Below are 14714 nucleotides of genomic sequence, written 5' to 3'. Positions count from 1 at the left end.
CTTGTTGTTTGGGGTCAGCGCGTGGCCTTGGGGCCGCTTGCCAGAAGAATGACTGAAATGATGATGAGGCCGGTGAGGATGAGGCGGATGCCGGCGCCGAAACCATAGGTATTCAGCATCGAAACCACCAGAAACATGAAGAGCGAGGCGCCCCAGATGCCAGGCACGTTGGAATCGCCGCCCGCCACCGCCGTGCCGCCGATGACGACGACGGCGATGGACATCAGCAGATATTCCGAGCCCATGTTGAGCGCAGCACCGCCGGAAAAACTGGCGAGAAGATAACCGGCAATCGCCGCCAGCACCGCGCAGAGCACATAGGTGACGAAACGGGTGCCATCCACCGGAATGCCGGTCATGCGGGCGGCAAAGGTGCTCTGGCCGATCGCGGAAATCCAGCGTCCATAGAAAGTGCGATCTAGCAGCAGCCAGGCGACGACCGAAAGCAGCAATGCGACAAGTGCGACGTTCGGAATGCCGAAAGAGCTGGAGATGGCGAAAGTGGCCAAAGTTTCCGGCGGCTTGATACGCAGGCCGCGGTTCGACCAGATGGCGATGGATTGCACGATGAAGCTCATCGACAGCGTCGCGATGATCGGCGGGATGCGTAAGAGCTTGATCAGCGCATAATTGCCGATGCCGATAGCGATGCCGATCAGGATGGCGATCAGCAGTCCGGGCAGGATGAGACCATCGGACACATCCATGAATTTCAGCGCCAGCGTGCCTGACAGCGTCATTGTCGCGGGAACGCAGAGGTCGATATTGCCCGGCCCGAGCGTGATGACGAACATCTGGCCGATGCCGACGATGACGGAAAAGGCCGCGAAGGTGAGTGCTGCATGCGACAGACCGAAGGAGCTTGCTCCGCCGGTGAAGAGCACTGTGATGATCCACACCGCAGCCGTTGCGGCGAAAGACCAGATCCATGGTTTTTTTGTGAGGGATGACAGCCCGTTCATTGATTTTTCTCCCGCTTTTCAAGACGGTTAAGCAGGATGCGCAAGGCAAGCACGATGATGAGGATCGCGCCCTGCGCGCCGATCTGCCAGTCCGGCGAAATGCGCATGAAGGACAGGAAAGAGCCGGCAAGCGTCAGCGTCAGCGCGCCGATGACAGCGCCGATGGGCGATACCCTTCCGCCGACAAATTCGCCGCCGCCGAGGATCACGCCGGCAATCGACAGCAGCGTGTAACGCAGGGCGATATTGGCATCGGCCGCGGTCGTAAGTCCGACAAGGGCGATGCCCGACAGCACCGCGAAGAAACCGGCCAGCGCAAAGGTGGCGGCGCGGATGCCGACCACCGACCAGCCGGAACGCTCGACGGAGCGGAAATTGCCGCCGACGCCGCGCATCAAAACGCCGAAGGAGGAGCGCATGACGATGTAATGCGCGACGACCGCGATCAGGATGCTGGCGACGATGGCGATCGGCACCAGCGGTGGTTTGGCTGTCATCAGTGCCCGAATGAAGGCGGGAGCCTGACCACCCGGCGAGGGCAGAATGAGCACGGCCAGACCGCCCCAGACGAAGCTCATGCCGAGCGTGACGACGATGGAGGGCAGGGCACGGATATGGATGATGGCCCCGAGTGCGGCATAAACCGCAATCGCGCCGGCAAAGATCGCGATCCCCAGTAGTGGCGTCGTCTGCAGGAAGGTGGCGGTGACGCAGGCGCAGAAACTGACGAAGGTGCCCATCGACAGGTCAAGATCGTTGACCGACATGATCAGCATCTGCGCAATGGTGGCAAGCGCGATCGGCACCGCCAGATTGAACAGCAGGTTCATGCCGGTATAGCTCATGGCGCGCGGCTGCATGTAAAAGACGGCAGCAAGCAGGAAGGCGAGCGAGGCGGCGGGAATGATGAGGCGGAGTGCGTTTGCCGAGAGTTTCATGCGTGGTCCTCGCCGGCAAAGGAGGCGGCCAGCACATTCTGCTCGGTAATGTCATCGCCGATAAGTTCCGCCTGAATGGCGCCGTCGCGGAAGACATAGACCCGGTCGCAAAGGCGGATTTCATCCATCTCGGTGGAATACCAGATGAAGGTGCGGCCGTGGGAAGCTTCGGTTCTCAAGATGTCATAGACCTCCTGTTTGGTGCCGATATCGACGCCGCGCATCGGGTCGTCCATCAAAACCGTGCTGGCGGTGGTGGCGAGCGCGCGGGCGAAAAGCACCTTCTGCTGGTTGCCGCCGGAGAGCGAGAGGATCTTGTTGCCCATATCGGGCGTGCGGATTTCGATACGCTGTTTCCACTGCGCGCCGACCGCCTTTTCCTTGTTCCTGTCCACCATGCCTGCCGATGAAATATCCCTGAGCGAGGCGATGGAAAGGTTCTTCAGGATGCTCCAGAGCGGGAAGGTGCCGTTCAGACTGCGATCGCCCGCCACAAAGGCGATATCGGTCTTTCGCGACGGCAGCCAGCTGTTGTTCTGCGCGAGATAAAGATCGAGCAATGCTTCGGTCTGGCCGTGGCCGCCGAGGCCGGCAAGGCCGATGATCTCGCCGCGAAAGGCCTCAAAGGCGAGGCCTTCGCCCCGGCGTGCCGGCATGGAAAGCACTTTTTCGCCTGCCTTGCGGCTTTCTCCCCGCCGCCTGTCCTGTTCCTTGACGACGCTGCCCATGGCTTCGACCAGAGAGCGGGTGGTGAATTCCGCCGCCTTCCGGTCGGCCACCACCCGGCCGTCCTTCATCACGACGATGCGGGTGGCGGTGGAGAGAATTTCCCCGAGAATATGCGAGATCAGCAGGACGGAGCCACCCTCGCGCACGAAACGGCGAACATAATCCATCAATTGTTCGGCAAGGCCGGCATCGAGCGAAGACGTCGGCTCATCGAGGATCACCAGTCTTGGCGCCTCCGGGGTCCGGCAGAAATTGATGGCGATTTCCACCATCTGCCGTTCGGCGATGGACAATTCGGCAATCGTCAGCTCGCAATCGATGCCGTGGCCGGGGAAAATTTCATCCAGTGTCTGCCGGATCGTCGTCAGCGCCCGGCCGCGCCAGTTTCGGCCGCCGATTGCGGCATGCATGATGCGGACATTTTCGCTGATCGTGAGGTTCGGGCAGAGCGACAGTTCCTGAAACACGCAGCGCACGCCACTGGCGCGGGCGGCGGCGATGCCATGCCGGCCTTGCTCGCCGCGATAGGAAACGGAACCTTCATGTGGCGTCAGCCCGCCATTGATGACGTTGACGATGGTGGATTTTCCCGCGCCATTATGGCCGACGAGCCCGAGGCATTCCCCGGCACGGATGATGAGATCGGCTCCATCCAGCGCGCGCACGGCGCCGAACACGACCTTGACGCCGCGTGCGGCCACGACCTCTTCCGCCTCGATGATGTCATTCATGAGCAATTACGCCAGTGATGTGAAAATCGGATAATATCGGTAGTTGCCGCGACACCCGTTTCGGAGCGCCGCAGCTATCTCTGTTGTGAACCGGCCCGCTTATTTGGCGGCGATGGCCTTCTGTGCGTCCGCCTGCGAATATTCGACATTCGCCACGCCGCCCTTCTGGGTAGTCTTGAGGTTTTCCTCAAGATTGGCCTGGTCGATGCGCAGGAATGGAACGGTCAGATCCTTCTTCACATCCTTGCCGTCGAGGATTTGCTGCGCCACCCAGAAAGCCAGCGTCGAAACGCCGGGGGCGATGGAGACGGACATGGTCTCGTAACCGCTGGCATCCTTCTGCTGTTTCCACCATTGCAGCTCGTCTTCGCGGTTGCCCATCACGATGGTCGGCGTCGGGCGCTTGGCGGCGGCGAAAGCCTGTGCGGCACCGTAGCCGTCACCACCCTGCGTCACCACGGCGGCAACTTCGGGAAGGCTTGGCAGGATACCGGCAACGGCGCGCTGCGCGACATCCTGTGCCCAGTCGCCATTCACCGAACCGACGATCTTGAACTGCGGGTTCTTGGCGACACCGGCGGCGATGCCGGCGTGGATTTCGTCATCCACCGAAACGCCGGCAAGGCCGCGAATTTCGAGCAGATTGCCACCCTTCGGCAGGGCCTTGGCCAGATAGTCGATCTGGCTTTCGCCCATCGCCTTGAAATCCACCGCGATACGCCATGCGCAGGGCTCGGTGACGATGCCGTCGAAAGATACGACGATAATGCCGGCATCACAGGCTTCCTTCACCGCGCCGTTGAGGGCAGTCGGCGAAGCGGCGTTAATGACGATGGCGTCATAACCCTGCAAGATGAGGTTCTGGATTTGCGCCGCCTGTTCGGTCGCCTGGTTTTCGGCGGTCGTGAAGGCGTCGGCGGCCGCGACCTGCTTGTCGGCGACAGCCTGTTTGGTGATCTTGTCCCAGCTGGTCAGCATCGCCTGACGCCAGGAATTGCCTGCGTAATTGTTCGAAAGCGCGATTTTTTTGGCCGACGTATCGGCATGAGCGGTGATCGGCAAGGCTGCGCACGCGACAGCGGCCGACGCCAGAAGCATCTTCCTGAAAGCCATTGATTTTCCTCCCTGGTGGCTTGCCCTTTCGGGGCCGGAACCCTCACCCGCCGCAAATCTCCTCGGCAGCAGACGAAATCCCGTTGCACTGGAGCTCCGTTCCCCAGTACAAGCGAGAATGACCAAGAAGATTTGGCTTGTATAGGCGGATCACGGCAATCTTCCTGCGGGTTTCCGCAGAAAGCATGCGGGAACCCGCAGGACGAAACGGCCTTGCCCGGCGCAGAATGGATGATGCGGCGTTGTGACGGGTCATCTCAGCCGCAATGGTCGAAGGCAGACGCTTGGGAGGGCGTCCGCACATGCTGGATACGCCGAAAAGCGCGCTCTTTCATCACTATATGGGCATTTCGCGGCTGCTTGCCGGGCAGCTGGAATTCAATGCCATCATTCAGGCGGTTGCGACAGAGATCAGCCATATCATCCCGCATGACCATATGGATGTCTGCATCAAGCAGCTGGATGACAAATACCATATTGCCTATGAGAGCGGTCTGGTCAGCGCTTGGAGCCGGCAGCCGCCTGCGCTGTTGACCGGCAGTCCGATCCGGTCCCTGCTGTCAGGTGCGGTCGAATATCTTTTGAGCGGCGATGCCTGCGCCGATCCGCGCTTTCATTTCGAAGGCTCGTTTTCAAGCCCGATCATCGAACTTGGCCTGCATAGCCGCCTGCATGTGCCGATGAAGGTGCATGGCGATATCATCGGCGCGCTCAGCTGTTCCTCACATCAGTCGGATGCCTATACGGTGGAGGATGTCGCCAATGCCCGCGCGGTTGCGGATTTGCTGGCGCCCTATTTCTACGCCATCCGCGCCGCCGAGCAGGCGAAAAGGTCTGCCATCGAGGAGGCGCGCGCCAATGCCCGCGAAGAGGGCCTGCGGCTGGGCGCCCTGCAATTGACCGAGGCGCTGGAGGCCGAGCGGCAGCGCATTGGCATGGATTTGCACGACCAGACGCTGGCGGATCTCACACGGCTGGCGCGGCGTATCGAACGCATGAGCCATGCCGCCGACGTTTCGGGCGAGATGCTGGAGCCGGTGGTGCGTAGCCTGCAGCACTGCATGCAGGACCTGCGCGAGATCATCGAGGAGGCGAAACCCTCCATTCTACAATTGTTCGGCGTCGTGCAGGCCATCGAGACCTATGTCGACCGCTCCGTTCGTGACAGCGGATATGTGATTGAATGGTCGGTAACCGATAAGACCGACGGGCTGGTGGAAACGCTCGACAAGACGGTGGCCATCTCGTTGTTCCGCATCGTGCAGGAGGCGGTCAATAACGCCATTCGCCATGCCCAGCCGGAAACCATTGCCGTGACGCTTTCCTCCGTCGATGGCGGGTTGCGGGTGACTGTCAGTGATGACGGCAGCGGCGGCGGTGGTGGTGGGGCCTCCGGCGGTCTCGGCATCGGCAACATGAAGACGCGGGCGCGGCTGATTTCAGCGCGGTTCGATATCGGCGGCAACGGCGCGGGAGCTGGAACCCGCATTACCGTGACGCTGCCGGAAAGCGCTTTCGACCGGCGGGAGGATGTGTGACATGGATGTGCTGATCGTTGAAGACGATGCGCTGCACCGCGCCTATCTGAATGAGGCCGTGCGTGCCGCCCTGCCGGAATGCGACAAGGTACTGGAAGCAGCCAACGGCAGAACCGGCGAAAAGCTGGCGCGGGAGAACCGGGCCGCCCATATCGTCATGGATTTGCAGATGAACGAGCGCAACGGCATCGAGGCGGCGCGCACCATCTGGAAGGAGAGGCCGGATACCCGCATCCTGTTCTGGTCCAACTATTCTGATGAGGCCTATGTGCGCGGGGTTTCCCGCATCGTGCCGGAAGGTGCGGCCTATGGCTACGTGCTGAAATCGGCCTCCGATGACCGGTTACGGCTGGCCCTGCGCAGCATCTTCATCGAGGCGCAATGCGTGATCGACCGGGAAGTGCGCGGCCTGCAGGAAAAGAGCCTCGGCAAGGCGCATGGTTTTACCGATTCCGAATATGAAATCCTTGTCGATGTCGCGCTCGGCCTCACCGACAAGGCAATTGCGCGCCGCCGCAATCTGTCGCTGCGCAGCGTGCAGAACCGGCTGCAAAGCCTCTATGAAAAGCTGAACGTGCATCAGGCGCCGGGTGATGACGATGCGGAAGGCCGGTATAATCTTCGAACCCGCGCCGTCACGGTGGCATTCCTGCGCAAGCTTTTGAATTACAGCGCGCTGGAAAGGGCCGAGCGGGAACTGGCGGAATGGGCGGCAAGCCGCTGAGTTTATGGCAGGAAGGCAAGCAGCCGTCTTTCATCCGCCCTGAGGCCGGAGACGGGCTTTGCCCCGACTTTCAAAATGCGGCCAAGCTTTTTCTGTGCCTTTTCCTCCGTCGCAATCTCAAGGACGGCAGGGTGCACGTAGCTTTTGCGGCAGATGGCAGGGGTATTGGAAAGCTCCGTCGCCGCTGCCTGACACATGCCCTTTATGCTTGGTTTTCCCCCTGCCGCCACATGCTCCATCGCATCGCAGAAGGCTGCAAGCGTGCCGCCCCAGGTGCGGAAGGTCTTGGCGGAAATACCGGCTCCGCCGGTGCGAGAGAGGTAAGCGTTGAGATCGCTGGAATCGACGGAATGCACCCGGTTTTCGCTATCCTGCCAGACGAAGAGCTCCTTGCCGGGCAGATCGGCAATTTCCTCGAGGATTTTCTGAAGGCGAGGGTGGCGCAGTTGCCGTTTCACTTTTTGCCCGCCCTTGGCGGCGAAGCGCAATTCGATGGTTTCACCGAAGGAGACGTGCCGTTTGAGCAGGGTCGTCGCGCCATAGGTGCCGTTGGTTTCGAGATAGGAGCGGTTGCCGACGCGCAGATAAGCGGCGTCAAGAAGGAGGGTGAGCGCTGCCAGCGTCATCTCTTCCCCATGGTCCTGCTTGCCAATATCGGCCATCGCGCGGCGACGAATGGCGGGCAACGCCTTGCCGAAACTCTTGAGCTGGAAGAATTTCGTCTCACCACGCAGCGCATGCCAGTCGGGATGATACCGATATTGTTTTCGCCCACGCGCATCAAAGCCGGTGGCCTGTAAATGTCCTGATGGATCAATGCATATCCACACGTCCCGGTAGGCTGGCGGCACGCCGAGCGATTTGATGCGCTTCAGTTCGATACCGTCGGAGAGAAGTTCACCGCCCGGCAGCCGGTAGCAGAAACCGCGCCCGCGCCTTTCGCGGGCTATCCCCGGTTCCTGATCGTTGACATAGGCAAGTCCGATTTTGGCAAGAAGGCGGGTGGGCGGTTGTGGCATGGTTTTTTCCGGCAGGTTTCACGCTGCGGCAAACGAAAAACAGGCCGCCTTCGTTCCGGCGGCCTGTTGCTTTGATCATCAGTTTTTGCAGCCGATCGTTTTTCAGCTGGCTTTGGCAATCCGGAGAATCTGCGAGTTGCCGCCCCGCTGTTCGGTTACGGCATAAACTGCGCCATCCGGCCCGATCTTGACGTCGCGGATGCGCGCTTCGAGCGGTAGCCGGCTTTCGGTCGCGACCTTGTCGCCATCGATATGCAGGATGACGAGACCCTGGCTCACCAGACCACCGATAATGAAGGCGCCCTTCCATTCGGGAATCTGGTCGCCGCCATAATAGGCCATGCCGGAAGGGCCGATGACGGGGTCCCAATAATAGACCGGCTGTTCCATGCCTTCCTTGGCGGTGGCGCCTTCGCCAACCGACCGGCCGCTATATTCGACGCCGTAGGTGATGACCGGCCAGCCGTAATTGAGGCCCGCTTTCGGCATGTTCAGCTCATCGCCGCCCTTCGGGCCATGTTCCACGGTCCAGAGCCTGCCCTCTCCATCAAGTGCTGCGGCCTGCAGGTTGCGGTGGCCATAGCTCCAGATTTCCGGCAGCGCATTCTGCTGGCCGGCGAAGGGGTTGCCCTCGAAAGCCTTGCCTTCGGCATCAATGCGGAAAACCTTGCCAAGGCCACTCGACAGATCCTGGGCCTGAACGCGCGGTGTGGCATCCGAACGTTCGCCGACGGTGACGTAAAGCTCGTTGTTCGCCCCAAAGACGAGGCGCGAGCCGAAATGCTTGTCGCCGTCATAGGTGGGCATCTGGCGGAAAATCACCGAGACATCTTCCAGTTTTGCCGCACCGCCATCTTCGGTCAGCTTGGCTGAGGCGACGGAGGTGCCGTTGCCGCCATCCCGTGGTTCGGAGAAGGAAAAGAAGATTTTACGCGATGTCTCGAAATCGGGAGCCAGCGCGATGTCGAGGAGACCACCCTGTCCAGCGGATGCCACCTCAGGCACACCCTCTATCGCGGGGCCTGCCTTGCCATCAGCGACGATATGCATGGCGCCTTCCTTGGCGGCGACGATCATGCGGCCATCGGGCAGGAATTCCATCGACCAGAGATGCGGCATACCCTCGGCGACGATGGTTTTTTCAATGTTCGGCTGGGCGGCGGCCTGCGGCGCGCGCGTCTGGCCCTCAAAAGCCGGTTTCTGATCCGGCGCATTTGGCCGTTTCGTTTCGGCAGCCGGGGCGGTCTGGGCGTGGGCAGTGCCAGCAAGCGGCACGGCAAGCAGCGCGCATAAGATCGTCGAACTCAGAAATCGGTTGTTGTGGAACATGGGTCTCCCTTCCTTCGTTTACGTCAGGCAGAGAACCATTTGGGGAGGATTTCGTTTCCTGCGAGAGTTTCAAGAAAACTTGATGAGGTCGTGTACTGTCGCACGCCCTTTTCTCATCCATGCGAATTGATAGGGAACCGGAAGCCCGCCGTCACGTTTGGCCTCTGTCAGACGGAGGACGCCATGCAAATCATCGACAACAAGACAATAAACGGGAACAGAACCAAGCCAATCCTGAACGTCGCGGAATTCTGCCGCCGTTACCGGCTGGACAAGGCGGAGGAGACGAGGCTCAGAAAGCTGTTCGGTGAGTTCGCCTCGCGGCACGAGCTTTTGATGAATGCGCAGCGCAAGCCGAGCTTCCGCTGATCATTCCTCGGGATCGAGAGATTTTCCGAAGATCATGAAGACATCATAACGGGTGTTCTTGCCCATTATCTGATGCGACGGCTTGCGAATGCCCGGCATCGGATCGGCGCGCAGCGGCCATTTCAGAACCACCCGCTTCGTTGCATGTTCAAGCGCCGCCTCCATCAGTTCCACCTGATCGGGATCGGAACCCACCAGTTCTCTCAGCACCCGCATCTCTTTTTTCACCAGCGCCGTGTTGTGGCGCGGCGGATGCATGGGATCGACGATCACCACCTCGGGTGACAGTTCTTGCAACAGCTGGCGTGAATCGCCCTGCAGCAGCGTCATGCGCGCAGCTGCCTCGGCATAGGCGCCGCCCGCTTCAAGGGCGCGGCGAATACCGTCCGCCAGATGGGTGTGCATGCCCGGTGAGCGTTCGATTAGGGTAACCTCCGCCCCGAGCGAGGCAAGCAGGAAGGCATCTCGCCCCAGCCCCGCCGTGGCATCGACGATTTTTGGCGTGCGGCCCTTGGTAAAGCCGGCGGCTTTGGGCAGGGCCTGCCCGCGCCCCTCGCCGGAGCGGAACCGGTGCCCGACCGCACCACCGACAAAATCCACCACGAAGCTTTCGTCTTGTTCTTTCATCGCAGGCCTCAGAACGGGCAGGGCACGGTATAGGTGACGTCACGGCCATCGGGATGGCGGAAGCCGACCTCCTGCGCATGCAACATCAGGCGTGGCGCGGCCGCGAGCGCCTCGCCATCGGCATAAAATTCATCGCCGAGAATCGGATGGCCGAGCGCCTTCATATGTACCCGCAACTGGTGGGTGCGACCGGTGAGGGGCGTGAGTGCCAGCCGGGTTGCCGGAAGCGGCAATCGTTCCAGCACCCGCCACAGGCTTTGCGCCGGCTTGCCATTTTCGTGGTCCACGCGGTGGCGCGGCTTGTTATCGGGATCGATCGCCAGCGGCAGGTCCACCTCGCCCGCTTCATCCGCGACCGTACCCCAGACGACGGCCACATAGGATTTACGCGTCTCACGGTTCTCGAACTGGGCGGCGATGGCGGCATGGGCCCTGCGGTTCAACGACATCAGCACGATGCCCGATGTGTCCTTGTCCAGCCGGTTGATCATCAGCGCTTTCGGAAACTGCTTCTGCACCCGCGTCATCAGGCTATCGAAGAGCGCCGGATCACGCCCGGGCACGGATAGAAGCCCGCTCGGCTTGTCCAGCACCAGCAGATCATCATCCCGGTGGACAATGGTGAGCCAGGGCTCGAGCGGCGGATTGTAGACGGGGTTGGAAAGCTCAGATGACATGGCGCTTCCTTAGCACGAATCTCGCATTCGGACAGGCGTGCTTAGTCGGGAATGTGGAGATTGACGCGCCCGCTGGTCAGGTCGCTTAAAAGCCGGGTGAGCCGTTCGGCTTCCTCGGCCGGAACCGAGAGCAACATATCCGCACCGGTGCCGGTGAAGTCTTCCCTCTCCAGCCGCAGGTTCTGCGTGGCGGCAAGGCGGGATTTTACGAGCGCCAGATCGGAGAAGGGGCAGCTCAGCGTGGCACTGACATAGGCGATGACCGGCGAGGTCTCACCAAGGCGAAGGCAGGCTGCCGCCGTGCCGCCATAGGCGCGCATCAGGCCGCCGCTGCCGAGCAGGATGCCGCCGAACCAGCGGATGACGAGAACGGCGACATTATCCAGCTGTTGGCCGTCAATGGCTTGAAGGATCGGCTTCCCAGCCGTCCCCGAGGGTTCGCCGTCATCGCTGAAACGATAGGTCTGACCGGTGCGCCACGCCCAGCAATTGTGGTTGGCATCAAGGTCCGAATGCGCCACGAGGAAGTTTTTTGCATCTTCCTCGCCGGTTATCGGCGCGGCAAAGGCGATGAAGCGGCTTTTCTTGATATCCTGTGAAAAGGTAACGGGGTGGTCGAGCGTGAACATGGCGGTTCAATATCGCATATATTCACATACGGAAATCGGTATAAGGCTCTCAATGGCGAAGATGGTGATGGAGAGGGTTTTGGCAAAGGCGAGGCAGGTCGCGATTGTTGGCGGTGGGCCGGCGGGGCTGATGGCGGCCGAAATGCTCTCGGCCGCAGGCCACACCGTGACAGTGTTCGAGGCGATGCCAACCGTGGCGCGTAAATTGCTGATGGCTGGAAAATCCGGCCTCAACATCACCCATGCCGAAGATTACGACAGTTTCCGCCATCGTTTTGGCGATGCCGAACCGACGCTGCGCGCCGCTCTCGATGATTTCACGCCTGGCATGCTGCGTGACTGGGCGCATGGGTTGGGGCAGGAGACTTTTGTCGGCACATCGGGCCGGGTGTTCCCAAAGGCCATGAAAGCCTCGCCGTTGCTGCGCGCCTGGCTCGCCCGGCTGGAAGCGCAAGGGGTTACCATCAGGACACGGCATCGCTGGACAGGCTTTTCCGGCGATCAACTGGTTTTTGAGACGTCGGCAGGCGCGGTTGAAGTTAAGGCCGATGCCGTGCTTCTGGCGCTCGGCGGCGCAAGCTGGCCGCGTCTTGGGTCCGATGCCGCCTGGGTTCCGGCGCTGGTGGCCAAAGGCGTGGAGTTTTCTCCGTTCCGTCCCGCCAATTGCGGATTCGACGTTGAATGGAGCGATGTCTTCCGCCAGCGTTTTGCCGGTGAGGCGGTGAAATCCACCATCACCATTTCGCCTGCCGGAGCGTTTCAGGGCGAGTTTGTGATCACGAAACACGGCATTGAGGGTAGCGTGGTTTATGCCCATTCCGCCGCCCTGCGCGACCGGCTGGAACAGGGGGGCAAGGCCTCGCTCACCGTTGATCTTGCCCCCGGACGTACGGTGGAACGCCTCAGCCGGGATCTGGCGAAGCTCGGACGGAAGGAGAGTTTTGCAAACCGCATGCGCAAGGCGGCTGGTCTCTCCGCCGTCAAGGTCGGGCTGCTGCGGGACATCTTTCCCGATATAGCGGCCATGCCGGATGATTTCGTCGCAGCGAGAATGAAACATGCGGAAATACCGCTTCTGAGACCGAGGTCGATCGCCGAGGCGATTTCATCGGCAGGCGGTATCGCCTGGGGTGGCCTCGATGAAAATTACATGCTGCAAAAGCTCCCCGGCATATTCGCTGCCGGGGAAATGCTGGACTGGGAAGCGCCGACCGGCGGTTACCTGCTGACCGCCTGTTTCGCCACCGGCAAGGCGGCGGCGAATGGAATGGCCAGGTGGTTTGAAAGCTCAGCCTGACAGCCGTTCCGCCATCCCCGCTTCCTCGCCGGAGGCAGTCCTGACAAGGCAGCGCATGATGGCATCCGTGGTAACGGAGCCAAGCACCTTGCCGTTTTCCCCAACGACCACAGCGCTGCCGACATTTTCCCGCACGAGGGCGCGCAGGCCTTCTTCAACGGTCATGTCCGCATCGAGCTGAAGCCGCGACTGGCCGGAGAACTCCGGCTGGACAATTGCGCCGAGGCGGATGACCCTGCCGCGATTGACCTCTTCCACAAAGGCCTCGATATAGCTGTCGGCCGGCGACATGACGATTTCGGCCGCCGTGCCCTGCTGGATGATTTCGCCGTCACGCAGAATGGCGATCTTGTCGCCCAGCCGCAGCGCTTCATCGAGATCGTGGGTGATGAAGACAACGGTTTTCTTCAATTCCTTCTGCAACTCCAGCAGTACCGTCTGCATGTCGACGCGGATGAGCGGATCGAGCGCCGAATAGGCTTCGTCCATCAGCAGAATTTCGGCATTGTTGGTCAGCGCCCGGGCGAGACCCACACGCTGCTGCATGCCGCCGGAAAGCTGGTTCGGATAATGGCTGGAAAATCCCTCCAGCCCCACGCGCCGGATCCAGACTTCGGCGCGCTCTTCCCGCTCGCGCTTGTCGATGCCCTGCACTTCAAGACCGTAGACGACATTCTGCAGCACGTTGCGATGTGGCAGGAGGCCGAATTTCTGGAACACCATCGCCGTCTTGTGGCGGCGGAATTCCAGGAGTTCCGCTTCGTTCAGGCGACAGACATCGGTTCCGCCGTAGAGGATTTCGCCGGCCGTCGGGTCGATCAGCCGGTTGACGTGGCGGATCAGCGTCGATTTGCCGGAGCCGGAAAGGCCCATGATGACGGTGATCTGTCCGCCCGGCATGGTGATGTTGATATCACGCAGGCCGAGCACATGGCCATGTTTGGCGTTGAGTTCCGTTTTGGACATGCCGGCCTTGACGGGTTCGACATAGTCCGCCGCCTTGGAGCCGAAAATCTTATAGAGGCTTCGAATTTCGATCGATTGACTAGCCATGCGCCACTTCCCGGTGTTTTTGCAGACGGAGGCCATAGGCCTGGCTGATGCGGTCGAAGATGATGGCGATGCCGACAATGGCAAGCCCGTTGAATACGCCGAGCGTGAAATACTGGTTGGCGATGGCCTTCAGCACCGGCTGGCCGAGGCCCTGCACGCCGATCATGGAGGCGATGACGACCATGGCAAGCGCCATCATGATGGTCTGGTTGATACCGGCCATGATGGTGGGCAGCGCCAGCGGCAGCTGCACCTTGAAAAGCTTCTGGCGCTTCGAAGAACCGAAAGCGTCCGCCGCCTCCAGCACGTCACGGTCGACCATGCGGATGCCGAGATTGGTGAGCCGGATCATCGGCGGAATGGCGTAAATGACGACGGCGATGACACCGGGCACGCGGCCGATGCCGAGCAGCATGACGACGGGAATGAGATAGACGAAACTCGGCATCGTCTGCATCACGTCGAGAACGGGATTGACCACGTTCTGCAGGCGGTTGGAGCGCGCCATGGCGATGCCGATCGGCAGGCCGATGACGATGGACAGCGCGGCGCAGACAAAGATCATCGAAATAGTCTTCATCGTGTCTTCCCACATGCCGAACCAGCCGATGGCGAAGAGAATGCCGCAACAGAGGGCAACAATGGTGGCGCTGCGGCTGGCGAACCAGGCGAGCACACCGACAATAAGAATAACGACCGGCCAGGGTGCGCCGATCAAAAGCCTTTCCGCCCAGATGAGGAAGCTCTGAAGGGGCGTGAACAGCCCCTCTATCGCGCTGCCATAGGTTCGGGTAAATGCCCGGAACCCTTCGTCGATGACTTTTTTCAGCGCACGCAGGGCATCGTCATTCATGGCCGGAAATTTGAAAAGCCATTCCATATCCTGTTCTCCATGACGAACCGGAGGCGGGGATCAATATCCTTTGCGCTCCGGGAGTAAAATCGCCAGAGCGCTGCCCGCATCGTCCGTGACGCCAGG

The 14714-nt window shown here is 60.9% G+C and carries 15 protein-coding genes; 4 read left to right on the top strand and 11 right to left on the bottom strand.

What is annotated here, in order from left to right; genetic code table 11:
- Positions 1 to 14 precede the first annotated feature (14 nt).
- The 4 genes from QSV77_RS22460 to QSV77_RS22445 form a co-directional block, all read right to left on the bottom strand.
- Positions 15 to 962 carry an ABC transporter permease gene (locus QSV77_RS22460; protein WP_065116281.1) on the bottom strand — a complete coding sequence of 316 codons (948 nt, stop codon included), beginning with the start codon at positions 960 to 962 and terminating at the stop codon, positions 15 to 17.
- Entirely contained in the window at positions 959 to 1900 is a 942-nt protein-coding gene (locus tag QSV77_RS22455; protein ID WP_142842503.1) for an ABC transporter permease, read from the bottom strand. Before QSV77_RS22455 ends, QSV77_RS22460 begins: the two co-directional genes overlap by 4 nt.
- Complete coding sequence (locus QSV77_RS22450; protein WP_302735104.1) at positions 1897 to 3360, bottom strand: ATP-binding cassette domain-containing protein; 1464 nt, start codon at positions 3358 to 3360, stop codon at positions 1897 to 1899. Before QSV77_RS22450 ends, QSV77_RS22455 begins: the two co-directional genes overlap by 4 nt.
- A 99-nt stretch (positions 3361 to 3459) precedes the next feature.
- On the bottom strand, positions 3460 to 4473 hold the full coding sequence (locus tag QSV77_RS22445; RefSeq protein ID WP_302735103.1) for an ABC transporter substrate-binding protein: 1014 nt from the start codon (positions 4471 to 4473) through the stop codon (positions 3460 to 3462).
- Between the two features lie 302 nt (positions 4474 to 4775).
- Here QSV77_RS22445 and QSV77_RS22440 point away from each other — a divergent pair, with 302 nt between their 5' ends.
- Entirely contained in the window at positions 4776 to 6011 is a 1236-nt protein-coding gene (locus QSV77_RS22440; protein WP_302735102.1) for a GAF domain-containing sensor histidine kinase, read from the top strand.
- A 1-nt stretch (position 6012) separates the two neighbouring features.
- A complete protein-coding gene (locus QSV77_RS22435) occupies positions 6013 to 6735 on the top strand; it encodes a response regulator transcription factor (protein ID WP_262517580.1) in 723 nt (240 codons plus the stop codon).
- 2 nt (positions 6736 to 6737) lie between these two features.
- Here the strand turns inward: QSV77_RS22435 and QSV77_RS22430 are convergent, their stop codons facing one another.
- A complete protein-coding gene (locus QSV77_RS22430) occupies positions 6738 to 7754 on the bottom strand; it encodes a DNA topoisomerase IB (protein ID WP_302735101.1) in 1017 nt (338 codons plus the stop codon).
- Between the two features lie 102 nt (positions 7755 to 7856).
- Positions 7857 to 9083, bottom strand: coding sequence for a PQQ-dependent sugar dehydrogenase (locus QSV77_RS22425; protein ID WP_302735100.1), 1227 nt, complete (start codon positions 9081 to 9083; stop codon positions 7857 to 7859).
- A 183-nt stretch (positions 9084 to 9266) separates the two neighbouring features.
- On the opposite strand from QSV77_RS22425, the gene QSV77_RS22420 reads away from it, so the two are divergent.
- Positions 9267 to 9452 (top strand): hypothetical protein, encoded by a 186-nt coding sequence (locus tag QSV77_RS22420; protein ID WP_065116289.1) that lies wholly within the window; start codon positions 9267 to 9269, stop codon positions 9450 to 9452.
- Here the strand turns inward: QSV77_RS22420 and QSV77_RS22415 are convergent, their stop codons facing one another.
- The 3 genes from QSV77_RS22415 to QSV77_RS22405 are packed head-to-tail and all read right to left on the bottom strand — an operon-like array spanning position 9453 to position 11385.
- A complete protein-coding gene (locus QSV77_RS22415) occupies positions 9453 to 10079 on the bottom strand; it encodes a class I SAM-dependent methyltransferase (RefSeq protein ID WP_302735099.1) in 627 nt (208 codons plus the stop codon).
- Positions 10080 to 10087: 8 nt separating this feature from the next.
- Complete coding sequence (locus tag QSV77_RS22410) at positions 10088 to 10756, bottom strand: pseudouridine synthase (protein WP_302735098.1); 669 nt, start codon at positions 10754 to 10756, stop codon at positions 10088 to 10090.
- A gap of 41 nt (positions 10757 to 10797) precedes the next feature.
- Positions 10798 to 11385 (bottom strand): YigZ family protein, encoded by a 588-nt coding sequence (locus QSV77_RS22405; protein WP_302735097.1) that lies wholly within the window; start codon positions 11383 to 11385, stop codon positions 10798 to 10800.
- A gap of 67 nt (positions 11386 to 11452) precedes the next feature.
- Between QSV77_RS22405 and QSV77_RS22400 the strand changes: the two genes are divergently transcribed.
- Positions 11453 to 12682, top strand: coding sequence for a TIGR03862 family flavoprotein (locus QSV77_RS22400; protein WP_302735096.1), 1230 nt, complete (start codon positions 11453 to 11455; stop codon positions 12680 to 12682).
- Here QSV77_RS22400 and QSV77_RS22395 read toward each other — a convergent pair.
- Together QSV77_RS22395 and QSV77_RS22390 are read right to left on the bottom strand one after the other, a co-directional pair.
- Positions 12674 to 13735 (bottom strand): glycine betaine/L-proline ABC transporter ATP-binding protein, encoded by a 1062-nt coding sequence (locus tag QSV77_RS22395; RefSeq protein WP_269701579.1) that lies wholly within the window; start codon positions 13733 to 13735, stop codon positions 12674 to 12676. The two genes, QSV77_RS22400 and QSV77_RS22395, sit on opposite strands and share 9 nt — an antisense overlap.
- Positions 13728 to 14615 (bottom strand): proline/glycine betaine ABC transporter permease, encoded by an 888-nt coding sequence (locus tag QSV77_RS22390; protein ID WP_302735095.1) that lies wholly within the window; start codon positions 14613 to 14615, stop codon positions 13728 to 13730. The genes QSV77_RS22395 and QSV77_RS22390 overlap by 8 nt, the downstream gene beginning before the upstream one ends.
- Positions 14616 to 14714 lie beyond the last annotated feature (99 nt).

The organism is Agrobacterium sp. V1 (assembly GCF_030518355.1).
Lineage (GTDB): Bacteria > Pseudomonadota > Alphaproteobacteria > Rhizobiales > Rhizobiaceae > Agrobacterium > Agrobacterium cucumeris.
Note: the sequence above shows the minus strand (reverse complement) of the source record. Positions and strands in the feature narration are given on the sequence as shown.